This is a genomic window from Pseudomonas vranovensis (assembly GCF_040438935.1).
GTDB lineage: Bacteria > Pseudomonadota > Gammaproteobacteria > Pseudomonadales > Pseudomonadaceae > Aquipseudomonas > Aquipseudomonas vranovensis.
The window spans coordinates 2527213-2552795 of sequence record NZ_CP159259.1 but is presented as its reverse complement, the minus strand read 5'-3'; the positions used below and the strand labels follow the sequence as shown (position 1 = coordinate 2552795).

25 protein-coding genes and 1 pseudogene are annotated in these 25583 nt (G+C 60.5%); 10 read left to right on the top strand and 16 right to left on the bottom strand.

The window, feature by feature from the left end; all coding sequences use genetic code 11:
- Positions 1-10: 10 nt before the first annotated feature.
- From ABVN19_RS11725 to ABVN19_RS11685, 9 genes and pseudogenes are all read right to left on the bottom strand, one after another.
- Positions 11-991, bottom strand: coding sequence for a FecR domain-containing protein (locus ABVN19_RS11725; RefSeq protein ID WP_105641967.1), 981 nt, complete (start codon positions 989-991; stop codon positions 11-13).
- Positions 988-1485, bottom strand: coding sequence for a sigma-70 family RNA polymerase sigma factor (locus ABVN19_RS11720; protein ID WP_028946011.1), 498 nt, complete (start codon positions 1483-1485; stop codon positions 988-990). The genes ABVN19_RS11725 and ABVN19_RS11720 overlap by 4 nt, the downstream gene beginning before the upstream one ends.
- Before the next feature lie 292 nt (positions 1486-1777).
- A complete protein-coding gene (locus ABVN19_RS11715) occupies positions 1778-2653 on the bottom strand; it encodes a universal stress protein (protein WP_028946012.1) in 876 nt (291 codons plus the stop codon).
- Between the two features lie 117 nt (positions 2654-2770).
- Complete coding sequence (locus tag ABVN19_RS11710; RefSeq protein ID WP_245219128.1) at positions 2771-3073, bottom strand: PLD nuclease N-terminal domain-containing protein; 303 nt, start codon at positions 3071-3073, stop codon at positions 2771-2773.
- 18 nt (positions 3074-3091) lie between these two features.
- A complete protein-coding gene (locus ABVN19_RS11705) occupies positions 3092-3922 on the bottom strand; it encodes an alpha/beta hydrolase (protein ID WP_105641968.1) in 831 nt (276 codons plus the stop codon).
- Between the two features lie 159 nt (positions 3923-4081).
- A complete protein-coding gene (locus ABVN19_RS11700; protein ID WP_105641969.1) occupies positions 4082-4894 on the bottom strand; it encodes a TonB-dependent receptor in 813 nt (270 codons plus the stop codon).
- Positions 4895-4910: 16 nt separating this feature from the next.
- Positions 4911-5047, bottom strand: a pseudogene (locus tag ABVN19_RS11695) (tautomerase family protein); the annotation flags it as partial.
- Between the two features lie 65 nt (positions 5048-5112).
- Entirely contained in the window at positions 5113-5727 is a 615-nt protein-coding gene (locus tag ABVN19_RS11690; protein ID WP_028946017.1) for a class I SAM-dependent methyltransferase, read from the bottom strand.
- A gap of 3 nt (positions 5728-5730) precedes the next feature.
- Entirely contained in the window at positions 5731-6132 is a 402-nt protein-coding gene (locus ABVN19_RS11685) for a hypothetical protein (protein ID WP_028946018.1), read from the bottom strand.
- A gap of 264 nt (positions 6133-6396) precedes the next feature.
- On the opposite strand from ABVN19_RS11685, the gene ABVN19_RS11680 reads away from it, so the two are divergent.
- Complete coding sequence (locus ABVN19_RS11680) at positions 6397-7038, top strand: GIY-YIG nuclease family protein (protein ID WP_028946019.1); 642 nt, start codon at positions 6397-6399, stop codon at positions 7036-7038.
- A 94-nt stretch (positions 7039-7132) separates the two neighbouring features.
- On the opposite strand, the gene ABVN19_RS11675 is transcribed toward ABVN19_RS11680, so the two are convergent.
- A complete protein-coding gene (locus ABVN19_RS11675) occupies positions 7133-7993 on the bottom strand; it encodes a CAP domain-containing protein (protein WP_028946020.1) in 861 nt (286 codons plus the stop codon).
- A 172-nt stretch (positions 7994-8165) separates the two neighbouring features.
- Positions 8166-8762 (bottom strand): hypothetical protein, encoded by a 597-nt coding sequence (locus ABVN19_RS11670; protein WP_028946021.1) that lies wholly within the window; start codon positions 8760-8762, stop codon positions 8166-8168.
- A 157-nt stretch (positions 8763-8919) separates the two neighbouring features.
- On the opposite strand from ABVN19_RS11670, the gene ABVN19_RS11665 reads away from it, so the two are divergent.
- The gene (locus ABVN19_RS11665) at positions 8920-9645 is read left to right on the top strand and encodes a tellurite resistance TerB family protein (protein WP_028946022.1); all 726 of its coding nucleotides are present in this window, start codon (positions 8920-8922) and stop codon (positions 9643-9645) included.
- 241 nt (positions 9646-9886) lie between these two features.
- Here the strand turns inward: ABVN19_RS11665 and ABVN19_RS11660 are convergent, their stop codons facing one another.
- From ABVN19_RS11660 to ABVN19_RS11650, 3 genes are all read right to left on the bottom strand, one after another.
- Entirely contained in the window at positions 9887-10270 is a 384-nt protein-coding gene (locus ABVN19_RS11660; RefSeq protein ID WP_028946023.1) for a hypothetical protein, read from the bottom strand.
- 68 nt (positions 10271-10338) lie between these two features.
- Positions 10339-11316, bottom strand: coding sequence for a carbon-nitrogen hydrolase family protein (locus ABVN19_RS11655; RefSeq protein WP_105641970.1), 978 nt, complete (start codon positions 11314-11316; stop codon positions 10339-10341).
- Positions 11317-11354: 38 nt separating this feature from the next.
- Positions 11355-12791 (bottom strand): cytosine permease, encoded by a 1437-nt coding sequence (locus ABVN19_RS11650; RefSeq protein ID WP_105641971.1) that lies wholly within the window; start codon positions 12789-12791, stop codon positions 11355-11357.
- A 278-nt stretch (positions 12792-13069) separates the two neighbouring features.
- On the opposite strand from ABVN19_RS11650, the gene ABVN19_RS11645 reads away from it, so the two are divergent.
- The 3 genes from ABVN19_RS11645 to ABVN19_RS11635 all read left to right on the top strand — a co-directional run bounded on the left by ABVN19_RS11645 (position 13070) and on the right by ABVN19_RS11635 (position 17392).
- The gene (locus tag ABVN19_RS11645; RefSeq protein WP_105641972.1) at positions 13070-14008 is read left to right on the top strand and encodes a LysR family transcriptional regulator; all 939 of its coding nucleotides are present in this window, start codon (positions 13070-13072) and stop codon (positions 14006-14008) included.
- Between the two features lie 301 nt (positions 14009-14309).
- Positions 14310-15776, top strand: a complete 1467-nt coding sequence (locus tag ABVN19_RS11640; protein WP_028946027.1) for a DUF1214 domain-containing protein — start codon at positions 14310-14312, stop codon at positions 15774-15776.
- Between the two features lie 203 nt (positions 15777-15979).
- Positions 15980-17392: a DUF1254 domain-containing protein gene (locus ABVN19_RS11635; protein ID WP_105641973.1), complete on the top strand. Its 1413-nt coding sequence runs from the start codon at positions 15980-15982 to the stop codon at positions 17390-17392.
- 217 nt (positions 17393-17609) lie between these two features.
- Here the strand turns inward: ABVN19_RS11635 and ABVN19_RS11630 are convergent, their stop codons facing one another.
- Complete coding sequence (locus tag ABVN19_RS11630; RefSeq protein WP_028946029.1) at positions 17610-18527, bottom strand: LysR family transcriptional regulator; 918 nt, start codon at positions 18525-18527, stop codon at positions 17610-17612.
- Between the two features lie 125 nt (positions 18528-18652).
- Here ABVN19_RS11630 and ABVN19_RS11625 point away from each other — a divergent pair, with 125 nt between their 5' ends.
- From ABVN19_RS11625 to ABVN19_RS11605, 5 genes are all read left to right on the top strand, one after another.
- On the top strand, positions 18653-19411 hold the full coding sequence (locus tag ABVN19_RS11625) for a 5-oxoprolinase subunit PxpA (protein ID WP_028946030.1): 759 nt from the start codon (positions 18653-18655) through the stop codon (positions 19409-19411).
- Between the two features lie 63 nt (positions 19412-19474).
- A complete protein-coding gene (locus tag ABVN19_RS11620; protein WP_028946031.1) occupies positions 19475-19720 on the top strand; it encodes an acetyl-CoA carboxylase in 246 nt (81 codons plus the stop codon).
- Positions 19721-19730: 10 nt separating this feature from the next.
- Positions 19731-21104 carry an acetyl-CoA carboxylase biotin carboxylase subunit gene (locus ABVN19_RS11615; protein WP_028946032.1) on the top strand — a complete coding sequence of 458 codons (1374 nt, stop codon included), beginning with the start codon at positions 19731-19733 and terminating at the stop codon, positions 21102-21104.
- Entirely contained in the window at positions 21101-21973 is an 873-nt protein-coding gene (locus ABVN19_RS11610) for a carboxyltransferase domain-containing protein (protein ID WP_028946033.1), read from the top strand. Before ABVN19_RS11615 ends, ABVN19_RS11610 begins: the two co-directional genes overlap by 4 nt.
- Positions 21970-22944, top strand: a complete 975-nt coding sequence (locus ABVN19_RS11605) for a biotin-dependent carboxyltransferase family protein (RefSeq protein WP_105641974.1) — start codon at positions 21970-21972, stop codon at positions 22942-22944. The genes ABVN19_RS11610 and ABVN19_RS11605 overlap by 4 nt, the downstream gene beginning before the upstream one ends.
- Positions 22945-23060: 116 nt before the next feature.
- Here the strand turns inward: ABVN19_RS11605 and ABVN19_RS11600 are convergent, their stop codons facing one another.
- Positions 23061-25508: a TonB-dependent receptor gene (locus ABVN19_RS11600; RefSeq protein WP_105641975.1), complete on the bottom strand. Its 2448-nt coding sequence runs from the start codon at positions 25506-25508 to the stop codon at positions 23061-23063.
- Between the last annotated feature and the right edge of the window lie 75 nt (positions 25509-25583).

The following is a 25583-nucleotide window of genomic DNA, read 5'->3' as shown; positions in this document are numbered from 1 at the left end:
TGATTGCGAATTATTTGCGATGCGGACGAGCGGTAGTTTCACTGACACTTGCCTGCGCGGGGATGGGCTGCAGGAGGGTGGTGCCCGCTTCATCGAGCAGACGCACCGGCACGACCTGTGGGAGCGACTGAAGGAAGCCTTCGATATCGTCGAGTTGCACCACAGCGCTGATTCGGGGGCTTTTGCCGCTGCCGGCCCGCACAGGTACCTGGCGATAGCGCGACAGGCTGGCGGCGACCTCCGCCAGGTCGGCCTGGTCGAACACCAAACGCCCCAATTCAAAGGTGAAGGCGTCGCTGGCAGCGCGAGGCAGGCGGTGCAGGCGCCCGTCGGCGCTCACCTCGGCGACTTGGCCGGCCTTGAATACCTGGCTTTCGCCGGGGCGGGAGAGACTGTCGACCTGGACCAGGCCATGATCGACGCTGATCCTAAGCCGGTCTGGCAGGCGATTGACCACAAAGCGGGTGCCCAACACCCGTACCCGGGCCAGGCCGCTGTTGATGACGAAGGGTCGCTGTGGCTGGCTGGCCACTGAGAAAATGGCCTCGCCGCGCAGTAGTTCGACCTGGCGCAAGGTGGCGGCGTAGCGCAGGCGCAGGTGGGTGTCGGCGTCGAGCATGAGTTCAGTGCCGTCACGCAACTGCTGCACCTGTCGTTCGCCGATGCCGGTGTGCAGCTCGAGTTCCAGCGGGCCATAGCGATGGGCGTGCCAGCCAAGTGTGCTACCCAATGCCAGCAACACCGTCAACACACCCCCTTGCAGCAGTCGGCGGCGCTGGCGCCGACGGTTCTGCTCCATGGCCTGGGCCAGCGCTTCGGTGTGTCGAGTGGAGGCCAGGTCGCCCCACAGTTCGGCGAGCTCATGATATTCGCTGCTGTGTCGTGGGTCGGCGGCCAGCCAAGTCTCGAATTGCGCGCGTTCAGGATGGTCGGCCGCGGCGTTGTACATGCGCGCAAACCACAGCGCAGCCTGGTCGCGAACTGTACTCATGGGCCTAGCAGTTCACGGGCGTTGCGCAGGTCGACCAGGGCACGGGCCATGTGCCGCTCCACCATGTTCAGGCTGATACCCAACTGCTGGGCGATCTCGCTCTGCGCGCAGCCTTCGATGCGCGCCAGCCAGAATACTTCGCGGCAGCGCGGCGGCAGGCAGTCGAGGATGCGTTGCAGGGCCACCAGCCGCTGCTGGATATCCTGCAAGTGCTCGGCGGACGGGGCGAAATGCGTATCGCCGGCTTCTTCATGGTGCTCGGGCAGTGGCTGCAGACGGGCGTTGCGACGGAAATGGTCGATCAACACCGACTGCGCGACCTGCCTGAGGTAGGCGTTGGGCTGTGTCAATGGCTGGGGGTGGCGGGCCAGCGCGAATCGCAGGAGGGCGTCGTGCAGCACATCATAGGCACGTTGCACGCAACGGGTCTGACGACTGAGGCTGAGCAGCAGGTCACTGTAGGCCCAGCGCAGATCGATGTCCTGCCAGTTCAACGGCGGGCTCCAGACATTGGCTCGGGCGAGGGGACAATCGGCACGATCGGCGGCTCTGTGGTACGACCGGGTTAGTCGCGCCAGGAAGCTTAAATACTTGTCAATCGCATGTAAATAAGAAGTATTGCTATTTATTTTCTTATTGGACGAAATGCGTCGCGGCCTGCGGCAGCAACACCGTTGCGCTTACCTGGCGACTGCTGCGCAGTCGATCGCAGCCTCGTTCCCCGGCAGCGGCTACGGCGTGCAACCGCGGTAGCCGCTGTCGACAGCCTGCGATCGACCGCACGGCCTACAGTGACACCAGCACATCACACTGGGATTCGTTGAGCACATGTTTGGTGATGCTGCCGATCAACAGCTCTTCCAGTGCGCTTTCACCCTGTTTGCCGATCACGATCAAATCGCAGTCCAGTTCCTGTTCCTGCTCAACGATCCGCCAGGCCGGGTCACCGTGCACCACGATCTGCCGGGCATTGACCAGCCCGGCGGCTTCGCTCAATGCCGCGAGTTTTTCCACGGCGTCTTTCTTGATGACGTTGCGGTAGTGGGTGAGGGTGTCCTGGTCGATGTGGGCAAAGCGCATGCTGCCCTCGAAGGGCGCTTCGTAAACGTGCAGAAGGATGATCTCGGCTTGCGGTGCCACGGACTTCGCCAGCTCGATGGCGCGAAGCGATGAAGGCGAGAAATCAACGGGAACGAGCAGGGTACGGTACGCATCACGCGGGGCGTGCTTGACCACCAGCATGGGGCAGAGCATGCGGTTGAGCATGCGTTGCACGGTAGAGCCCAGCAGCAGGCGGCGAGCCAGGCTTTGCCCCTTTGCTCCGCACACCAATAGGTTGGTGCGTTTGTCCTGCACTACACGGGTGATCTCCGTGGTCACCGAGCCCGACGCGACCTGTACGCCAGAAGCGATGTCGTAGCGCTGGAACAGCAGGTCTGCCAGCTCGTGGGCTTTTTCGCTGGCTGTCTCCAGCACGCTACTCAACAAGTCGTCATCCGGTACCACGACCTGCTTGAGGCGCTCGTAGGGGGCCGGGTTGGCGACGTAGAGCAGATCCAGTGATGCGCTCTGCGCCTTGCTCAATTGCGCCGCTCGCTCTGCTGCGTTGCGGGCAGCGCTGGATAAATCGGTAGCAACCAGAATGTGGTTCAACGGGGACATGAATAGCTCCTTGTGCAGTCCTTGCTTCCAGCCATCCTCTCGCGAACCACGCCGGGCGTCTTGACCTGCATCAATCACGACCGCTGTGCGGTCGATCGCAGGCAGGAGCGAGTGCCTTCAGCCTTCGCGTGAAATCGGCACACCCGGGCTCGATTTAGGTCCGGCCGCTGCCCAGACGATCAGGCCGAGCACCGGCACAAAGACGATGAACACGATCCACAACATCTTGTGGTCCGCCCGGCTTTTGCTGCCGATGATGCGTTTGATGGCCCAGAGTTCGACCAGGGTGAGCAGGACTGCGAGAGAGATCCAGATATGACCGTTTTCCATGTAAGCCTCCAGTAGGTTCTGGAGGTTAGGCTTGGCGAGGCGGCCAGGGTTCATTTCGATTTGGTGGGTGGAGAAGGGGAGCAGGATCATTACCCGCTCCCCCGTTGTTCAACCTCGAACGAATGCGAGCAAGTCGGCGTTGATGGTATCGGCGTGTGTGGTAGGCATGCCGTGTGGGTAGCCGGCGTAGGTTTTCAGCGTGCTGTTCTGCAACAGCTTGGCCGACAACAGCCCGGAGTTCTCGTAAGGCACGATCTGATCATCATCGCCATGCATCACCAGCACGGGGATCGTGATGCTCTTCAGGTCATCGGTGAAGTCTGTCTGGGAGAAGGCAACGATCCCGTCGTAATGCGCCTTGGCGCAGCCCATCATGCCTTGGCGCCACCAGTTGCGGATAATGCCCTCGGACGGCATTGCACCGGGGCGGTTGTAACCATAGAAAGGCCCGGCTGGAATGTCATGGTAGAACTGCGCGCGGTTGGCCTTGAGCTGTGCCTGCAAGTCATCGAACACCGACTTCGGCAAGCCGCCAGGGTTGCTTGGGGTCTGGACCATCAACGGCGGCACCGCGCCGATGATGGCAGCCTTCGACACGCGGTCCTCGCCGTGACGGGCAATGTAATGGATGACTTCTCCGCCGCCGGTTGAGTGCCCCACATGCACAGCACCCAGCACGCCAAGATGATCGACCACGGCCGCGACGTCGTCGGCGTAGTGATCCATGTCGTGGCCGTCCCAGACCTGGCTGGATCGCCCATGGCCCCGCCGGTCGTGCGCAACGACCCGGTAGCCATTGGCCAGGAAAAACAGCATCTGCGCATCCCAGTCGTCGGTACTGAGCGGCCATCCGTGATGAAAGAAAATCACCTGGGCATCGCGCGGGCCCCAGTCTTTGTAAAAGATCTCGACACCGTCCTGCGTAGTGACATACCCCATGTTCGCATCTCCTCAATGAAGTGGAGGCCAGATCAGGATCGTGGCCTGGTTGAACAAAGTGCAGCCCAGCGTGAAGTCAGTTTCTTTGGGTGGACTATGAGGATAGGCGAAATGGCGAAAATCAGTGGCTTTGCGCCTTTACGCATCCGTTTCTACCGATTAGAAGTCGTATTTAAGGCTTGCCATGATGTTGCGGGGGTCACCGTAGAGGGTCGAGCCGTAGCTGCCCATGCCGCTGAAGTACTTGCGGTCGGTAAGGTTGTTGAGGTTGAGATTGCCCCGCAGGTTGCGGCTGAAGTCATATGCAGTCATCAGCCCGACCAGTGTGTAGGCCTTCTGCTCGAAATGGGCGTCGATAGCGTTGCTACCGAACCCCAGTGTGGTGTCGTAGTGGATCTTGCTCTGCCAGGAGACATTCCCGCCAACGGTCATGCGGTTGAGGGCGCCAGGCAGGCGGTAGGTGGTTGCCAGGCGGAGGATCTGTTCAGGTTGGGTGGTGCTGACCTTGGCGCCGTCCTTGTCTTCGGAGTGGCGGTAGGTATAGCCACCCTGCACGTTCCAGTCGGGCATCAGTTCGCCAGAGACTTCCATTTCAAAACCACGGGTCGAGACCCCGGAGGCAGCACGGTAGGCGGTGGAGATGGGCACATCCAGACGAAGGCCATCGGCTTCGGCGACGTTGTCCTGGAGGTCGAGTAGTATTTGCTGGTAAACGCGCTGGCCGAGTGATCCACGGCGTTGATCTGGCCATTGACCGACGAGGTCAGGTTGTCGACGCCGTCGCGGCGGAAGTGGGCTTCCAGCTTGACCAACCAGTCGTTGTCCAGGTGGTGCTGGTGAAAAAACGCTGGGTCTCGGTGTCGCTGTACGCCCACTTGGCACCTGAGTTGGTGGAGCGCGATGGCTTGACGGTGGCACCGTTGGAGAAGAACGCCGGCAACAGCACACCACACCGGGATTCGTTGAGCACATGTTTGGTGATGCTGCCGTGCTCGGTCAGTACCTGGAAGTTGTCATGGTGGGGACATTGATCGTGCGTTTCATGGCGCTATAGTCGACTTGTCCAAGCCTGGGCAGGTGCGCGGGATCGGGGTGTCGTTTGATGTCTATGCGTACCAGTGGCATGGGGGCTCCTTGGGCAGGCGACCAGATGAGACACAAAAACGGGCGTTGCCAGAACTAAGATAGCTTCACCCGCGAGCAGTACCCCGGGATTGTGTGGGCTTGGTCACAACAAAATTGAAACGATGCCAATTAAGTGGCCCGGAGCGCCCCTCCATTAACGTCTCAGATTCACGCAACAATGAAATGTCCATCCTGTCGCACAGGCTTCGGATCTCCTGTTCAGTGTGGAATGACAAATGATCGAATGCCGACCACCCATGCCGGACACCAAACAAATGGCCGGCAAACACGCCGCCGGGCTTTAATGCGTTCAGGATCTGGTCCCAAAGGTGTTGAAAGCGATCAGGCCGGCAGAAGGGCAGCGACAGGCCGGCATGGATCAACATCGCCTGAGGCAGATCGGGTATCTGCTCAAAATCCATCAGCCAGGTGGTCAGTTGGGCTGCGTCTAAACCTGAGCAGGTTGCGGTGGTTCGAGCAATAGCTTCTGGCTCGTTATCGATGGCGAGCACGTGCCAGCCTGCTTCTAAAAGTTGGCGTGCTTCGTTACCTGCACCGCAACCCAGATCGATGGCTTGACGGTTGTCGCCGTGCTCCGGGGCAAGTTGCAATGCCCTGGAGAGGAGGGGAGATATACCCCGCTTTTCAGTCTTTTTGTAGAAATCGCTCCAGCTGGTCACAGGCTAAGCATCCTTATTCATCCTCGCCAACGAGTGACTGACTTCAGCCGCCATCTTTTCAGCACTGTTTGCCCCGTCAATTTCTAAAACCGCAGACGTCTGCGCTGAAAGCCACCTTTCGTGCCAGGCCTGGTTACGTCCTGAAAGGCTCGGTTCATCAGACTGCGAAGCCCACGGCATACAGGAGCCGGTCAGCAGCCAATCGTCGTCACCCAGTGTTTGTCGGATCAATGGCACGCGTTCACTGACAGGACGCTTGGTCGAGAAAGCAGGGTTGGTTGGCAGCCAGAAAAAGTCCTCGATGTCGGCATGTCGCATACCGAACGGTGAGGCGAGGTTTTCACCCAGAGTGGTCACGCCCGCGCACGAGGCGCCTGTCATGTAAATCCGCAATTGTTCCTCCATGAATACAAGCCGGGTTTCGGGGCGGCAAGATATCGCATATCAGCTGCGGCCGTCCGCTATCGAACCCTGGCGGTGTCATCGCGGATGTCGGGAACGGCCAAAAGAGGGCGGTGGGAGTGGGCTAATGAGTTCTTGTACTGGTTACACGCGATTGTCACCGGCAGCGTTGGGGCGACACGCGTCGTTCTGCAGTGCGCGCAGACTATGTTTCATTCCCCGGCCCGCTGATACCATCAACGGATCGCAGAATTTTCAGGACTTGAAATGCACAACGAACTCAGCTTCATCGATGTAGTGCGCGAAATTCTTCGCCAGCATCCTGAAGGACTGACACCCCAGCAGATCCGAGAGATCGTGAAGGTTGATTACCCCCAGCACGTCGGCACCCCGAGTCATCTAAAAAACGTCGCGGCTGGCAACTACAAGGACGTGGACCATGCGGTTCTGGCCCGAATCTATCTGGCCTGCAGAGGCGCATCGGACATCGCTGCAGATAAAAGCCGTAAGCCTCACCTGATGACGCTCCTGGCGGATGCGGCCTCAGTCGAGATCAAGGACGATGATTTCATCGAAGGGGAAGATCTTGCCAAGCTGGAGGCCGATATCGGCACCTTGTACGTGCTCTCCACCGGTCTCTATACCGCTGACCAAGTCGAAATAGTCAAGATCGGGATCACTACCGGCCCCGTCGATAAGCGCATCACCCAGCTTTATACGACGGGGGTGCCATTTCGCTTCACGATCATCAGTCAGCTTGAAACCACAAACTATTCAAAACTTGAGCAGGCCTTGCACTGCCTGTTCGATAAGTACCGGATCAACAAATCCCGCGAGTTCTTCACCGCTCATTGCCTGAAGTTTTTCCCGGATCTGGTCGCCATCCACCAGAAGATCGAGGAGGCCTAAGGAGGCAGATGGGCCGATCGGGTGACGGCGCTGCCAGAACCAGGCGCCTTGATGGTCGAATAACGATGGGGAGCCAGCCGGGGCTCGCGCCCCATCAAGGCGCGCCGAACAGCATCGTCCAATACACACCCTCATCGCTACGCGAGTTCGCGGCATAGGCCGCCCCCACCTGGGTAAACATCGGGTTCATCAGATTGGCGCAATGCCCGGGGCTGGCCAGCCAGCCTGTCATCGCCTTGCTCGGTGAGCCCTGTCCGGCGGCGATGTTTTCACCGATCCGACGGCCACGGTAACCGGCATCCCTCGCCCGGTCTGCCGGCATGTCACCGTCGGGGTCACGGTGTGCGAAGAAATTGCTGTTGGCCATCGTCCGGCTGTGCTTCTGCGCCGCCGCCCCCAGGGCGGTATTCCAGGTCAACGGACGTGCCGCTGCGAAGCGCTGGCGACCACACAGGCGTGGCTTCGCCCGTGCTGCGTTGACCTGTGCCAGCAACGCTTTGCTCGCGGACCGTCCATCGCCCAGCTGAGCATCGAGCAAGGGGCGCGCCAGCACCACCCGCCACTCATTCCGGGCGCGACTGACGCCGATATCGGCAAACTGAGTATCGAGCAGGGCTGCGCAGTAGTCGCTCTGGAGCATGTCAAAGGCCTCCTCGGCATCTTGCGCGCCGACCAGACGGATGCTCCGCACCGTCACCGCCTGATACCCGGCAGTCTTCAACCTTTCTCGCAAAGCGCCGCCATAGCCAACCGGCAACGCCAGGTTCGACTTCAACGTCAGCGGCGTCGAGACCTGAACCACACGTCTCTCGCAGCGCTGGGGCTGGGCGCGGTAGTCGTTGATAGCCTCCACCAGTTGTCTTTCCCCGCTGGCAAGGGCGGGGCTGGCGAACAGGGGGAGCAAAGGAATGAGGCAGAGCGAGACAAAGCGGGAGCAGCGGACGGCTTGGCGCATGGGGCGAACAGCTCTGATGGGATGACGGCGGTAATGCCGATAAAAGGGCTCGGCTAAGACTGCGGTCCTGTACACAAGGTTCACGAGCAAAGGGGACAAATTTATGGGGGGCAATGCCTCTGTTCCAGGCTGACGCCTTCATGTCAGGCCGGCAAAAAACAGCCAACAGGAGTCAGTCGGAGGTGCCTTCGAAACGTGGGGCGATTCGCTTGACCAGCGCAGCATGACCGCTGGCGTCGTCGCCGCGGGAAATGACCTGGATGACGGCCATGCGATCACCGGAGCCGGCGATAAAGGTGCTGTTCAACGTTTTGCCGCCGCCCAGGGTCGCCGTACTGTCGACTTGTCGCACACCCAGCCCGTTGCGGCTAAGGCGCGATTCGCCGGTTTGGCGAAAGTCTGGCAGCCCGGCACTCTGGCGGTCGACGAAACCACTGACGGCGCCGTCGAGGAAGGCATCGTCGTTGTCGCCGGTGCGAGAAGCGTCGGGGAGGGGTTTCTCGATCACCATGACCACGCGCTTTTCCTGCGCATTGGCATACAGGGTACCCACGGCGCCGGCGCCTTCGCTGCTCTGCTCATCGGCGCTCAGCGGGCTGGCGTTGAAGCCTGCCGGCAGGTTGAAGCTGAACTTGCCGCCGAGCACCGCGACGTTTACTTCAGGCTCCGGCTTGGTAGTGGGTGTGCTGGCAGCCTGCAGATTCGACAGCCCCAACAGGCCGACGACGGCCAGGGTCAGCGTCAGGGTGCTTTTGTTGAAAATCGACATACAGCCTCTCATGGGGCACAGCAGGGTGGATATGCTCACATAAACCTGCTTGCTCGGTAAGCCCCGGGTTGCCTGTCGGCTAGACGGTCATGGCGGATCGCTTTCAGGGGGCTATCGTTGCTTGTCTGGGCAATAACTACCGACCGAGGGCGGTGCCATGAACACCAGTGATCTACTCGAACAGTTACTTCGGGCCGGGCAGGGCTCGCAGGCGCAACAAGGGAGCGGCGGCATGCCATCGCAAGACGGCCTGGGCGGTTTGGGCGGCTTGCTGGGTGGCCTGCTTGGCGGCGGCAGTGCAACGGGTGGCAGTAATGGCCTTGGTGGTTTACTGGGCGGCCTGTTGGGTGGCGGTGGTGGCAGCAGCGCTGGCGGCTCTACACAGGGGCGCTCCGCTGGTGGCACCAATTACGCGGCCCTGGCGTCGTTGGGCATGATGGCGTTCCAGGCTTATCAAAGCTGGCAGCGCAGCCAGGCGGCAGCCCCGCAGCAGGCGGTTCGTACTGTCGATCAATTGTCCGGCCCCGAGGCCGAGGATCACAGCCATGCAATCTTGCGCGCGCTGATTGCGGCAGCCAAGGCTGACGGTCGCATCGATAAGCAAGAAGAACAGTTGATCTACGCTGAAATCAAACGTCAAACCAGCGACCCGCAACTGCAGCAATGGCTGGATGAGGAAGTCAGCAAGCCACTCGATGCTGCCGAGGTGGCTCAGTCGGCCCAGGACCCGGCCATGGCCGCGGAAATGTACCTGGCCAGCGTGATGCTGGTGGATGACCAGCAGGACGCAGAGCGGGCCTACCTTGATGAACTGGCCGGCGCACTGCAAATCGATCCGACATTGCAGGTACACCTGGAACAACAGGCCAAGGGAGGCGTCTGATCGGGCTGAGATGCCTGCGTTTTTCATCGATAGCGGTAGGTCGCATAACCACACAGTCTGTGCAAGACGGTTGCGCCTACCTGGCGACTGCTGCGCAGTCGATCGCAGCTTCGTTCCTCGGCAGCGGCTACGGATGCAAGCCGAGCCGGTGTAGCCGCTGGCGACAGCCTGCGATCGACCGCGTAGCGGTCGTGGTTCAAGTCACCACCGCGCCGAAAGCTGCTGCGGCGCCAAAAAAGCATCAACCACCGATAAATATAACTGCCGCTGCAATCAGTCCCACACTCAGCGAAACAAACGACACGAGCGACACCCATTGAAACGCCTTGGTGGTCTCCACCGTGGTGGAGAACGCCATTGGCACAAACGTCAGGGGATTTACCACGCCACCAAACATCACCAGCGCAGCGACCCAGTCAGGAAGCTGCGGATTGGCAAGCGCGGTGACCGCCATCACCGTCCCCATGATGATCCAGTCCAGATGTGCCTGCCGCACGCGCATCGGGTTGACCACGCCCAGGGCGCGAAGCTTGGCTGGGTAGTCCACAGAAGCCAGAACGGCGAATCCGGAGAGCGCACCCAACGCGATGGATGACAGAGCGGCAGCCAGAAGTACTTGAACCATAGGTTAGCCTCACTGATATTCCGGGCCGGCCTATGCACGGCTACCCGGAACATACGATCGAGGAGAGATCAGACGTCGCGCAGCGTTAAGCCCGTGCGTACGCGTCGATCAATCGAGAGCTCGAAAACATCCGGGCGCAAGTAATGCCCGGCTACATCGAGGTCGTGGTGCTGGGCGTCGATCTGCGTCAGGTCGATGGTTGCCATTACAATTCCAGGTTCATCAAAGAGCGGCGCCGTCACCCACGAACCATCAGGGGCGATCACACCCGATCCGCCGTTGAACAGTAAGTCCTCCTCCAGTGCATGGCCGCCAACTCCACGGCGGTAGGCCGCCAGCAACTCGGCCGGTACATCAGCAGCGGCCAGGTACTGGCCGGCGCAGAGCACGAAGCAGCGCCCTTCGAACGCATAGGAACGGGCAGCGATATGGTGCATTTCCGGCATGTCCGGCCAGGCCGCCACATGAATCTGTTCATCCTGTGCATGCAGAGCCTGGCGCGCCAGGGGGTGCCAGTGTTCCCAGCACACCAATCCCCCTACGCGACCAACCGCGGTGTCGACTACCCGTAGCCCGGCGGCATCACCGCTGGCCCATACCGTGCGTTCGGTGTGGGTGGGCGTCAGTTTGCGGTGCACATTCAAAAGGGCGCCATCGGGGCCAATAGTCACCAGGGAGTTGTACAGCGAGCCGCCGTGGTGGCGGGAGCGCTCGTTCATACCCATCACCACGGTGACTGCGTTAACGCGCGCAGCCTCACGCAGCACCGCTAGGTCATCGTCCATGTCTTCAGGCGGTCCAATAACCGGGCTATCTGCCAGTAGTTTGGCGTACCAGGACTTTGCTTGCGCATCGTCCCAGCCCGCCATTCCAAATACCCATGCCGGGTAGCAGCTCAGCCAGGTTTCCGGAAATACCACGAGCTGAGCCTCCTTGCGTGCAGCTTCCCTGATATGTTCGGCTGCCCGGCGCATCGATTCGGCTCGATCAAGAAGAGCCGCAGGCATCTGCACAATGGCGACTGTTTTTTCGCGTTTGCTGGTCATTTGAAAACCTTGTCTTATGGTCGTTAATCAGTGGGCGCTTACCCGGCAATACCTTCAAGCACCCGCTGACTTTCACGTTGCGCGGCAATCTCGGAGGAGCGTTCGACGTTGCGAGCCAGTACGAAATACAGGCCGCCGGAAATCAGCAGGCCGGGGATGAATGCGATATCCGCACTGCCCAGCATTTCAGCTACCGGGCCAACGAAAAACGGAAGAGAGAAAAACGGCACCATCGCGACAAACCCGACCAAATAGGCAAGCACGCCGCGCCAGGCCCAACGGCCATATACGCCGTGCGGATTGAATATTTCGGCGATGGCATATTCACCTTTGCGAATCGAATAGAAGTCGACGAGGTTGACCGCCGTCCACGGGATCAGGAAGTACAGCATCAGCAGCACAAAGCCATTGAAGCTGGCCATGTAGGCAGCCGGCAGCGCCAGCGCGATCACCAGAGACACCAGGCCCACCATGCTCAGGCCAATCACTCTCACACGGACACCGGGGCGTACTGGTCGGAAACCGTCCACTGCGCTGATGCCGGTAAGCATGGCGCCATAGCTGTTTATGCCGGTGACCGACAACTGTGCGACGGCCCCTACCAACGCGACGAATATGCCAAAGCCAGGGAACAAATAATTGCCGGTTTGCACCAGCGAAACGATGCCATCGGCGCCCGGTATATAGCTGGACAACACCACGCCCAGCGACATCAGCCAGGCCGCCGAAGCAGCCGCGCCCAAGTAGGTCCAGAAGATCAACCTGGGGCTGGACGAATCTTGGGGCAAGTAGCGTGAGTAATCGGAGACATACACCGAATAGCTGATGTTGTAGCCCGCTGCGAGTGACAACTGCACCAGGAACGCGGTGGTGCTCCAGCCCGAGCTTGCCGGTGGTGGAGCCGCCGCTGGCAGTGCAGTAACAGCCATCAACGTCACGATGCCAAACACCACAATCAGCAGGTACGTGAGCCAACGCTGCACAAAGTGCAACAGGTCATAGCCCACCACGGCGATCACAATGCTGATCGCAATCAATGTGGGGTACCAGAACCACGTCGAGCCCGGCAGAACCAGCTGTATGGCCTGGGTTACCAAAATGACGCCGAACACTATAAAACCGATGTAAACAAAGATAGTCGCCGCAAACGGCACAATGGCTCCACGGCTGCCGAACTGCGCGCGTGACTGGATCATCTGCGGCAAGCCCATCTTCGGCCCCTGGTTGGCGTGCAAGGCCATGAATACGGTACCGAAGCCAGCACCCATGACAACCGCCAGTACGCTCCACAGGATGCTGAGCCCCATGCTCGGCCCAACGAAGCCGACCATCATTGTGAGAAACACAAAGTTGCCGGTAAACCAGAACGGGCCTTGGTGCCAGACCTTACCGTGCCGTTCTGCACGAGGCACATAATCGATTGAGCGAGCTTCGATGGTAGGTCGGCTCGACCCGCTACTTCGTTGAGTTGCCATACCGCACTCCGTAAACGTTATTTTTTTTCTGGGTGAAGTCGTGCTCGTGCAGGCTGCGGCAGTGGCTTACCTCCCTGCAACACTGCCGCCCAGCAGCACCGCGAGTATCGGAAGAAAGAAATGGCCGGTAAATCCTGCAGTACAGAAGCTGACTTACTCGAAATCGCAACTAAAGCACGGCCTCTTTCGCGACCGTTCAGGCGCATTGATCCGCAAGGCAACTTTGCTGGTATAAGGGCTGTCCCGATGGCATTCGTGAATCTGTACCGGAGGTCTTGATGCTCACCAATCTCTCAGACGTGGATCTGCGCAAGTTGCGCATCTTCTGCACCATCGTCGAGGCTGGAGGCTTCACTGCCGCGCAGGTACGCCTGAATACCAGCCTGCCTCGCCTGAGCACTTTGGTGCGAGATCTGGAAGTTCGCCTCGGCTACACCCTCTGCCGTCGCGGCAAGAGCGGCTTTCAACTTACCGAGCAAGGCGCCCAAACCTATGCGGCGGCGCAGGAACTGTATGCTGATATCGACCGCTTTCATCAGCGGGTGGTCATGCTTAACGAGCAGTATCCAGAGTTCTTGCAGATAGGCAGCGCCGATAACCTGCTTTCGCTCGAGCAGGCACCACTGCCGCTGGCCCTTGCGGCCTTTCGCCGAGACTCGCCCCGTACCCGCATCGACCTTCAGGTAATGCGCGCCGACGAGCTAGAGCAAGCCGTGCTCGAAGGACGTCTGCACCTCGCCATTGGTTGTTTTAACCACCAGCTTTCGGGCCTGCATTACCAGGCGCTGTTCGAGGAAGAACAAAACCTGTATTGCGGACGCGAACATCCTTTCTTCGCGCGTCCCGACGAGCATTTTACGGACGAGGAAATCGGTGCTGCAGATTACGTAGACCGTGGCTACATGCTCGAAAGCCGCCGGCCGCACAAATTGCGTTTCGGCAACTCGGTAAGCGCTTTTTCCATGGAGGCCATCGCCACGCTGATTGCTTCCGGCACCTGCATCGGCTACCTGCCGACCCACTACGCCGATATCTGGGTAGCGCGCGGCATGCTGCGTGTAATTGCACCGCAGCGGCTGAGGTATAGCGCAGCATTTCACTGCATTACCCGACAAGGGCAAGTACCGACGGAGTCACTGGCCAAGCTGCTGCAAGCGTTGCAGACGGCACAGCACGCGGTGGCATTGAAGTCGGGCGACGTTATGCCACGCTCATAAACTTGATACGAGCATGTGCCGCGTTGCGTAGCGAGGTGGTTCTATCACGCCTATCTCTGCGGGGCTGAGTCGAATGTCTGGCAGGGTTTCAACACAGTCTACGCGTACGAGCCTGGTGAATAGGCTGGGCGTTGCGTTGGTAAATGAGAGACCCGATCAGGTCATGCCTTAATGACTGACATGAGTACTTCAATGGCAGGTAAGTTGAGCAACGCATCCTACGAAAGGTGTTGGTTTATCGTTTGTCTATAGTGTTCATCGTTTACCTGCTAATCAGGGATCAATTGCGGGAGTACGAACGATGCACAGGATCAGACATTTCACCGTCACCTTGCTGGCTATTGCGGTGTTGGCTGGCTCCGAGGTTGGTTTTGCTCAGGAGGGTATGGAAACCCAGGGCGGGCAACCTCCTCCTGGCTCGCGCAGTTCCATCCAGGATTTCGACTATCAGATAAAATACCAGCGCGCGTTCGAAGCCGTGCTCTGGAACATGCCGGCGATCGCCATCTACAGTTTCAGGCGCGCAGCCTTTGACAACCTGGGGGTCAAGGACAACGACATCATTGCCTATTCGGCGCCGGCAACGCCGAAACTTGAAGCGATCACGGCCAATAGCAGTACTCCTTACATCACGGCATTCACCGATCTGCAAAAAGGCCCGGTGGTCCTGGAGTTGCCTGCCGCGAGCGAGGAGGGCAGCGTCTACGGGCAGGTGGTGGATGCCTGGCAGCTCACCATCGCCGACGTGGGCCCATCGGGTCTAGACAAGGGCAAGGGCGGGAAATTGCTTTTCACGCCGCCGGGATATACCGGCGAAGTTCCCGCTGGCTACATTCACGTGCCGTCACCCAACTACCGGATCGCCCTCGCTTTCCGCTCTGTGCGCGCCCCAGGCAAATCCGCCGCTGACGCTTATCAGTATGCAAAACAACTGCGCATGTATTACCTGGCAGAAGCGAGTCATCCTCCGCAGCAGCGCTTTATCGACCCGATCGACAAGGTTTACCCGACGTTGCCCTTCTATGACGAACGGCACTTCGCGGACATGCATGCGGTAATGAGCGTCGAGCCTGCGCGTCCACAGGACAAGGTGATGATCGGGATGCTGCGGTCACTGGGCATCGAGAAAAGCAAGCCGTTTGCCCCAGACGAGGTGACGAAAAAAGCGATGCGCCAGGCGGCAATTGATGCCTGGTTCTACCTGCAACACTGGTTCGATAACCTACCCAAAGACAAGCTCTATTGGCCGGACCGCCACTATGCCTCGCTGTTGATGACCGATGAAAACAAGCGTTTCTCTTTTGAGTATGCTGACAGTATTGATCTGATCGGGCGGGCGGCGGAGTACTTCTGGTGTACCTATATGCCGAAGGCGTTAAGCGACTCACCGGCAACCCAATATCTGATGGCCATGGCGGATAAAAACGGTAAACCTCTCGACGCTGGCCAGAACTACAAAATCGATGTGCCCGCACAGATGCCGGTCAAGCAGTTCTGGGCATTGACCGTTTATAACCGTGACACCATGTCGTTCATCTACAGCGATACCAATCGCACGACGTTGTCCTCGTACGATCTGGATGCAATGAAGAAAAATGCCGACGGCAGCGTCACGATCTACGTCGGCCCCAAAGCGCCTGCCGGACTGGACAGCAACTGGATTCCCACCGCCGGGAAGCGGCCGCTACCGGCCATGCGCTTCTATGGCGGCACTGAGGCACTGAACGACAAGAGCTTCAAGCTGCCGGATTTCGAACGGGTTGAGTGAGCAGTGCGCTGAAGCGTGCCTCAGTCTCGATCGGTAAAATTGCCAGTCGCACCTGGGATATCCGGCCGTTATCGCAACGCCATTAGCCCAGGTTCGTTTGACGAGTCGAAACCCAGTGCCTACGGTTCTTGCAGATGTTCAATCGTCAGACAGGCGCTTCAGACGGCTGCGCCAGTCGAAGTACTCATGGAAGGATGCTCGTTATGATTTCACCACGTAGTCTTTTGGCTTGTGTTCTGCCCTTGTGTGTTGCGCTCGGTAGCGCGATGCACGCGCAAGCCAGCACACCGGATTTACTGCTGACCACACCTGCAACACCTGATGCAGTAGAAAAAGGGATGCAGGCCGATGGCTACAGCCTGGCGATCTCGGCTTACAACTGGGGTTATCCGCTGGTTCGCATGGAACGAGTGGCACGTGAATACATCACCGTTCCCTCACCCAGGCCCGACACCAGCTATCGTGCAGGTCTGAACCAGATCGGCTGGGCGACTTCGCTGGCGTCACCGTCCGCCAAGGACATGCCCACTGCCAATAATGACACCTACTACATGAGTGCGGTGCTGGACCTGACCGAGCCCTACGTGTTGACTGTGCCCGATACCCATGACCGTTATTACGTGGTCGATGTGTTCAATATGTGGCAGGAACTTGAGCACTACGTCGGCCGGCGTACGACAGGTACCAAGGCCGGAAAATTTGTATTGGTGCCGCCGGGCTGGAAGGGCGAACTGCCAAAAGACGCGAAGCGCCTGGACGTCTCCACCAAGAAAATCTGGCTGTGGGGGCGTATTCACGTCAACCAGGGTGAAGATGTGGCACCGATTCTCGCCTTGCAGAAACAGTTCAGTGTCATGCCGTTGAGTGGCAAAACGCATAAGGAACAAACCTTGCCTGCGTTGCCGAAGACGGGTGACGACCCGCTGGGTTTCTTCACCGAGCTGGCGTCGGCGCTCAAGGACAATCCGGTCAAACCAGGCGACGCGGCATTGTTTGCCCAATTCGCGCGCATCGGCCTGACGGAAAAGGGCTTTTCACCCGAGAAGCTCAATCCGGCCACACGCAAAGGTCTTGAGGAAGGTTTGAAAGATGCGCCCTACGTGGCGATTGCGTCGCTGGCCAGCACGTCGGAAGTGCGCAATGGTTGGAACTGGGTGACCGGCCTTGACAGTTTTGGTTACAACTACCCGCTGCGCGCCATGGTGGCCGGCCCCTATCTGGGAGGCCAGGGTGAGCATGAAGCGATGTATCCACTGCGCTTCACCGACAGCAAAAACCAGCCACTCACTGGAGCCAATCAATACGAAATCAAACTGGCTTCGGCACCGCCGGTGAATGCCTTCTGGTCGCTGACCATGTATGACGCCAGCGACAAAATGCTGGTCGATAACGAGATCAGTCGCTACAAGGTAGGTCCCGATACGAAGGGGTTGAAAGTCGCGGCGGACGGTTCGATCACCATTCCCATTTCCCACAAAAAACCACAGGGAGAAAATGCCGCTAACTGGCTTCCGGCACCCGAAGGCGGTTTCTACGTGATGTTACGGCTGTATCAACCCACAGACGATGTGCTTTCGGGCAAGTGGCAGTTGCCGCAATTGAACAAAGTCAATTGAGTGCTTAGTACCTTCAATCCTGATCATCGGCCAATAGTCTGGACGTGACCGTCCGCTATTGGCCGCATCGCGGGGCAAGCCCGCTCCTGCCTGGCGACTGCTGCGCAGTCGATCGCAGCCTCGTTCCTCGGCAGCGGCTACAGCTGCAAGCCGAGCCAGTACGGATGCAAGCCGAGCCGGTGTAGCCGCTGGCGACAGCCTGCGATCGTGGTTCAAGTCACCGCCGCGCCGAAAGCTGCTGTGGCGCCAAGAACGCATCATGAAAGTAATTGCGAAACGCATTCATTGCCGGACTGAACTCCCGCTCCCGATGCCACGCCAACCCCACACTCATCGGCGTCACCTTGTCGGTGATTGTCAGTGTCTCGATCCGCTTGCCCTCCAGCGACCACGGGCGATGAACCAGGTCCGACAGAATCGCCACGCCACTTCCGTTCGCCACCATGCTGCGCACCGCTTCCACCGAGCTGGTGCGCACGCGCACGTTCGGGCGTTGGTGCGCGTGTTCCCAGTAGCGCATGGCGCTTTGTTCGGCTTCGTCGACGGTCAGCAGGATGTAGGGCTCCTTGGCCACGTCGGCCAGGCTCACGGCGGACTGCTCGCACAGTGGGTGGTGGCTGGGCAGCCACAGGCGGCGTTCGGAGTTGAACAGGGTTTCGGAGACGATGTCCGGGTGGGTGAGGTTGGCCGTGAGGACCACAGCCATGTCGAATTGGCCCTCCAGCAGACCGTGTTCGATGGAGTGGCGTTCTTGTTCGTGTACTTCGATGGCGACGTCCGGGTGCCAGTGCCCCAGGCGTTGCAGGTGGTGGGGGAGAAAGTAGCCGATCACGGTGTAGCTGGCGGCCAGGCGCAGCTGGCCGCTGGCGCGTACGTCGGGGAGCGGGCTGTTGAGGGCATCGTCGACGCTGCGCTGGATCACGTAGGCACGGTTGAGAAAGTGCCGCCCGGCATCGGTCAGGCTCATGCCCTGGGCCGAGCGCTGGAACAGTAGGGTTCCCAGCATGGCTTCCAGCTCCTTGATGGCGGTGGTTACCGCCGATTGGGAGATGTTCAGGTGGATCGCCGCCTGGGAGATCTGGCCGATCTCGGCGGTGGCGACGAAGTAGCGCACCTGGCGCAGGGTCAGTGACATGTTCGCTCCGGTCGGACAGGTATCTGTTTTTCAGAAGATGCCATATCTGTTAATAGATCTTCCCAAGGGGTGAGAGGGAATCTAACGTGGCCTGCAGGTAGTGACAAGTGTCAGGAGCGAGCACCATGCAGGCAGTAGATTTCAATTCGGACATGGGCGAAGGCTTTGGCCCATGGACCATCGGCGATGGCGTCGACACGGAGCTGATGGGCTTCATCAGTTCGGCCAATATCGCCACCGGTTTTCATGCCGGCGACCCCGGCACCATGCGCCGCACGGTCGAGCAGGCCAAGCGGCTGGGCGTGGCGGTTGGCGCGCATCCGGGCTTTCGTGACCTGGTCGGCTTCGGCCGCCGGCACATCAATGCGCCGGCCCAGGAGCTGGTCGACGACATGCTCTATCAGCTCGGGGCGCTGCGCGAGCTCGCCCGGGTTCAGGGCGTTGCGCTGCAGCACATCAAGCCCCACGGCGCGCTGTACATGCACCTCGCACGAGACGAAGAGGCAGCGCGCTTGCTGGTGGAGAACCTGCAGCGCCTTGAGCCCGAGCTGCTGCTGTATTGCATGCCGGGGTCGGTGATCTGGCGGGTCGCCAACGAGCTTGGTCAACCGGTGATCCGCGAGTTCTACGCCGACCGTGAGTACGACCTCAGCGGCTCCATCGTGTTTACCCGCAACGTGCGTGCCTACGATCCGGCCCAAGTGGCTGCGCGGGTGTTGCGTGCCTGCCAGGAAGGGGTAGTGCGCACGGTCGAGGGGGAAGACCTGGCAATCGAATTCGACTCTATCTGTTTGCACAGCGACACGCCCGGCGCCCTGGCGCTGGTTGAAGCCACGCGCAAGGCACTCGACAACGCCGGGATCAGCGTACGCGCGCCGCGCTGAAGCCCGCGCCCGTAACCATCATTTTTGCCTGCCTTTCTACAACTAATTCCAAGAGGAACAGACATGGCCGAACACAGCGTAATTACCCCATTGCCCGGTACGTTCTACCGCAAGGCTACCCCTGACGCACCCGTATACGTCGAGGAGGGCGCACAGGTCAGCGCCGACACCGTGATTGGCCTGATCGAAGTCATGAAGCAGTTTTCGGAACTGACCGCCGGGGTGGATGGCCGCCTGGGCGCCTTTCTGGTGGAAGACGGCGATCCGGTGGAGCCGGGTCAGGTCATCGCCACGCTCGATAACCTGTGAGGGCGCGATCATGACGCAAGCCATTGGTAAATTGCTGGTCGCCAACCGTGGCGAGATTGCCGTGCGGATCATCCATGCCGCCAAGGCGCTGGGCATTCCCACCGTTGCCGCCTGCAGCGAGGCAGACATTGACTCCCAGGCCGCGCGCCTGGCGGATGAAGTCCATGTCCTCGGCCCGGCCCGCGCCGATAAAAGTTACCTCAATGTCGAGGCGCTGCTCGGTGCCTTGCAGGCCACGGGCGCCAACGCGGTGCATCCGGGTTACGGCTTTCTCTCGGAGAACGCCGACTTTGCCGAGGCCGTGCTCGCCGCCGGGGCGATTTTTGTCGGCCCCAGCCCGCAAACGATCCGGCGCATGGGTGACAAGGCCGAGGCACGGCGCACGGCACAGGAGGCTGGCGTGCCGGTGGTGCCGGGCTCGCCGGGGGAGTTGTTCGATGTGGATTCGGCACTCAAGGCGGCCGAGTCTGTTGGCTACCCGTTGCTGATCAAGGCGTCGGCCGGTGGCGGCGGGCGCGGTATTCGCCTGGCGGAAAACGCCCGGCAATTGAGTGAGGAATTTCCGCGCTCCCAACGCGAGGCCCAGGCGGCGTTCGGCAATGGCGCGGTGTACCTGGAGCGTTTTATCAGCAAGGCGCGGCACATCGAAGTGCAGGTATTGGGCGATGGAAAGAACGCCGTTCACCTGTTCGAGCGCGAGTGTTCCCTGCAGCGTCGGCGGCAGAAGATTTTTGAAGAGGCGCCGTCGCCGGCCCTGAATCAGCAGCAGCGCGAGACGCTCTGCGCCAGTGCGGTACGCTTGACCGAAGCCCTCGGCTACCAGGGCGCCGGAACACTGGAATACTTGTATGACGATGTCACCGGTGAGTTCTTCTTTATCGAGATGAACACGCGGATTCAGGTGGAACACCCGGTCAGCGAGTTGATTACCGGCGTCGATCTGGTCCAGGCGATGCTGCGCATTGCCGGTGGCGAACCGCTTGGACTCAAGCAAAGCGACATTCAACTGCACGGCGCCGCCTTGCAAATGCGCCTGAACGCCGAAGACCCGGCCCGGGACTTTTTCCCAAGCCCCGGGCAGGTAGACACGCTGGTGTGGCCGCAAGGGGAGGGTGTGCGTGTTGATAGCCATCTCTACCCGGGTTACCGCGTGCCGCCTTACTATGACTCGCTGCTGGCCAAATTGATCGTGCATGGCAGCGACCGTGCCCAGGCCTTGGCCCGTGCGCGCCTGGCAGTGGAGCAGACCACGCTCAGCGGCATGGCCAGCACCTTGTCGCTGCACGGTGAACTGCTGGAGCAACCCTGGCTGCACAGCGCCGATTTTCATACCGGCACCCTCGAAACCTGGCTGGCCGAGCGCCGTAGCGGAGGTAACGCATGAGCACCCCAATCCGTTACAGCTTTGGCGCAGATGAACATCTGTTTGCCGAAGTCAGTGACAGCATGTCGCTGGAAGCCTTCTTCAAAGGCATGGCGGTGACGCGCGCGGTGGAGCGCCTGGCCCTCGACGGCGTGCTGGATGTGTGCCTGGCCAATGCGTCGTTCCAAATTCGTTTCGACCCGGACCGTATCGCCCCGCATACGCTGCTTGAAGCGGTGAAAGCCGCTGAAGCCGAGGCCGTCGCCCAACGTACCCTGCACACGCGAATCATCGAGATTCCGGTGCTGTACAACGACCCCTGGACCCACGAAACCCTGATGCGTTTTCGCGACCGTCATCAAGACCCGAGCGTAACCGACCTGGAATACGCTGCCCGGATCAACGGCCTGGCGGATGTCGAGGCGTTCATCGCCGCCCACAGTGGTGCGCCGTGGTTTGTCTCGATGGTGGGCTTTGTCGCGGGGCTGCCGTTCATGTTCCAGATGGTCGAGCGCGAGCGCCAGTTGCAGGTGCCCAAGTACCTGCGCCCACGCACCGACACGCCGAAGTTGACCCTGGGCCACGGCGGCTGCTTTGGCTGCATTTATTCGGTGCGCGGTGCCGGTGGCTACCAGATGTTCGGCGTGACGCCGGCGCCGATCTACGACCCGCAGCAGAACCTGGCGTACCTCAAGGAGCACATGGTGTTTTTCCGCCCGGGCGACATCGTGCAGTTCAAGCCGATGGATCGCGAGGCCTACGACCAGGCTGTGGCCGAGGTGGACGCAGGACGCTTTGACCTGCGTATTCGTCCGGTGGAGTTCTCGCTGGATGCGTTTCTGGCCGACCCGGTCGGTTATCCCAAGTCGCTGCAGGAGGTGCTGGCATGATCAAGGTACTCAAACCAGGTTTGGCCACCTCCGTGCAGGACCTGGGCCGCGAAGGCTACTACCACCTGGGCATTCCGCCTTCCGGTGCGCTCGATCAATACGCCTTGAGCGCGGCCAATCAGTTGGTTGGCAACCCGGCGGGCGCGGCGGGGCTGGAATGTACGCTGCTCGGCCCGGAGCTTGAGTTCCAGCAGGATGCGTTGGTAGCCGTGTGCGGCGCGCACATGACGCCCAAGGTCGATGGTGTGGACATGCACCCCGACACCGCCTTTACGGTCAAGGCCGGACAAGTGCTGCGCTTTGATTTTCCCAAGGCCGGCGCGCGGGCCTACCTGGCCGTTGCAGGGGGCATCGACGTGCCGGTGGTGCTGGGCAGTCGCTCTACCTATGCGTTGGGCGCCCTGGGTGGTTTCCAGGGGCGTCGGTTGATCGCCGGTGATGTGTTGCCGGTGGGGGTTGCCAGTGGCAAGAGCCGGGCCGGTGCCAGCCTGCCCATGGCCTTGCGCCAGTCGTTGGGCGGCGAGATCACCCTGCGCGTGGTACCGGGCTTGTACTACGAGCGTTTGACTGCCGCTGCAGCGGACAGTTTTTTCGCCGAAGCCTGGACCGTGGGCTCGGAGGCCGACCGCATCGGCTACCGCTTCAAGGGTGGCAGTGCGCTGAGCTTTCAACCGCGTGAACAACCGTTTGGTGCCGGGTCCGATCCGTCGAACATCGTCGACAGCTGCTATCCGATCGGCTCTATCCAGGTGCCGGCCGGGCTTGAACCTATCGTGCTGCACCGCGATGCGGTGTCCGGTGGCGGCTACGCCATGATTGGCACCGTGATCAGCGCCGACCTCGACCTGGTCGGCCAGATGCAGCCTAACCAGAAGGCCCGGTTTGTTGCCGTTACCCTTGAAGAAGCACTGGAGGCACGACGCTCCTACAAGAAAAAACTGGCCTGCCTGAGCAAGCTGTTTCCGTCCTGAGAGCGACCGCTGCGCGGTCGCTCTCAGGCTGTCGCCAGCGGCTATACCGGTAATCTGTAGGCGCTGCCGAGGCACGAGGCTGCGATCGACTGCGCAGCAGTCGTGGTTGTGATGTATCAGAATCGGTACTGGGTCGAGAGCATCACGTTGCGCGGCTCGCCGTAGTAGCCGCTGAAGAAGGTGGTGTCCAGGGCGCTGATGTACTTCTTGTCGAACACGTTGTTGACGTTGAGGGTGGTGGAGAGCTGATCGGTCAGTTGGTAGCGGGCCATCAGGTTGACCACGGTGAACTGATCCTGGCTGGCCTTGACGGTTCCCAGGGCGGTGCTCGGGGTCACCGTGATGTGGGTACCACTCTGCCAGTTGGCGCCGCCACCGATGGTCAGGCGATTGAGGTCGCCGGGCAGGCGGTAGGTGGTCCACAGTTTGACCATGTTGGCCGGCGCTTCGGTGTTGATGCGTTCGTCGTCGGCATCTTCGGTGATGCTGTGGTTGTAGCTGGCGGCAACGTTCCAGTCCGGCATCAACTCACCATTGGCCTCGATCTCGAACCCGCGGGTGGTAGCGCCACTCACCGCCTTGTAGGCCGCCGAGGTGGTGCCGGGGATGACCTGGCCCGGATCTATCACCGCAAGGTTGTCCTGCTTGATTTCGTACGCCGCGAGGCTGGTGTTCAAGCGGCCACCGAAGAACTCGCTTTTCAGGCCGATTTCATAGTTGTCACCCTCGCGCGGGTCGAGGGTTGCCCCGCTGGCGTCGCGCACGCTCTGCGGCTTGTAGATGCTGGTGTAGCTGGCATACACGGAGTGAATGTCGTTGAGGTCGTAGACCACGCCGGCATAAGGCGTGACCACGCCGCTTTCGCGGTACTGAGTGGTGCGGTTGCTGTTCGGGGTCAGCACATACTCCAGGTCGTAGTTGTATTTGTAGTCGCTGGCACGGGCGCCGAGGATGATCGACAACGCGTCGGTGGGGCGCAGCCGCGTGGCGATGTAGGTACCGTTCTGGTAAATGGTGGTGTCGCCGTCATACAGCTTGCCGTTGCTGGTGTTCGGCTCGCTGGTGTAGTTGTCCCACGCGTAGAAGTTGACGAATGTGCCTTCGATGGCCGTGCCACGCAGCGGCGAGTGGCGGTTTTCGTAGCGGGAAAAATTGTAGCCGACGATCAGCTCATGCTGGCGGCCGAACAGCTGGTAAGGTCCCTGGGCCTGTACGTCTACACCGGTCTGCTTCTGCCAGGTGCTGCCGGCGCCACCGTACAGGCGCACGCCGGCGCCGGTGTTGAGGTCGGGGAAGCCCCAGCTGGCGGTGGCCAGTTTGTAGTCATCACGTTTGATGTACATCTGGTTGACGGCCACCTTCAGGCTCCAGTCGTAGCCCAGCTGCTGCTCGATACTGGCGAAGGTGTTGAGTGCGTCCTGGGGGTTGCTGCTCCAACGCGCGGCACTGTTGGTCGAGCGGGAGAAGTCGGTCTGCTGACCGTTGCTGTAGAACAACGGGAACGCCACCGAGGAGGAACCCTGGGGGTCGTTCTTCTGGTAGTCGGCGCCCACGGTGAGCACGGTGGTGTCGGTCAGGTCCGCTTCGAGGATCCCGTAGAAAATCTGCTTTTCCTGGGAATAGTGATCAACGTAGCTGTTGTTCTGCTGATACGCCGCCACCATGCGCCCGCGCACGTTGCCGGTCGGCGTGAGCGGGCCAGACAGGTCGAGCTCGGTGCGGTACTTGTCCCACGAGCCCAGGCCCGCGGTGATGTGTCCCTTGAACTCGGCGGTGGGGCGCTTGCGCACCATGTTGATGGTGGCCGAGGGGTCACCGGCACCGGTCATCAGGCCGGTAGCGCCGCGCAGCACTTCGACGCGGTCATAGATGGCCATGTCGGCAAGGCTCTGCGCCGAGACCTGGCTGACGATGTCCAGCGTGGTGGGTATGCCGTCGAACTGATAGTTGTCGACGCTGTAGCCGCGGGAGTAGATGTTGAAACGCTCGCTGCCCAGGCTCTGCACCGACAGCCCGGGTGTCTGCTTGAGTACTTCGGTAAGGTCGTTGAGGCCTTGGTCGTCCATGCGTTGTCGGGTGACGACACTGATCGACTGTGGTGTCTCGCGCAATGACAGCGGCAGTTTGGTCGCGGTGCTGCTCAAACCGGTGGTGTAAGAGCCGGTGCCTTCGGAGGTGGCACCCAGGCCAGCGGCGTTGATGCTGGTAGCGCCGAGCTCCACGGCGCCGCTGTTGTCAACCTTGGCCAGCACGTAGCGCTTTTCCCCGGCCTGGACCACGCGCAAACCACTGCCTTGCAGCAACCGGGCAAACCCCTGGTCCAGTTCAAAGTCACCCTGCAGGCCCGGCGATGGCAGGCCGGCGGTGTCTTCGGAGCTGAAGGTAATCATCACGCCACTGGCCGCGGCGAACTGGCTGAGTGCAACAGACAGGCTTCCGGCCGGGATGTCGTAGGTGAGCGGTTCGGCCCAGGCTGGCGCCATTGCCAGAAGCGAGCCGGACAGGCCCAGGGCAAGCGCAGCATGGTGGATGCTGCACCCAAGAATCGAAGAGTGGAAGGACATGCAAAGGTTCCTGTTCGGGTTGGCAGGGGCTGCGTCTGATGCGCACGTGCAGGTAGAGCCGAAACAGGAATGAAA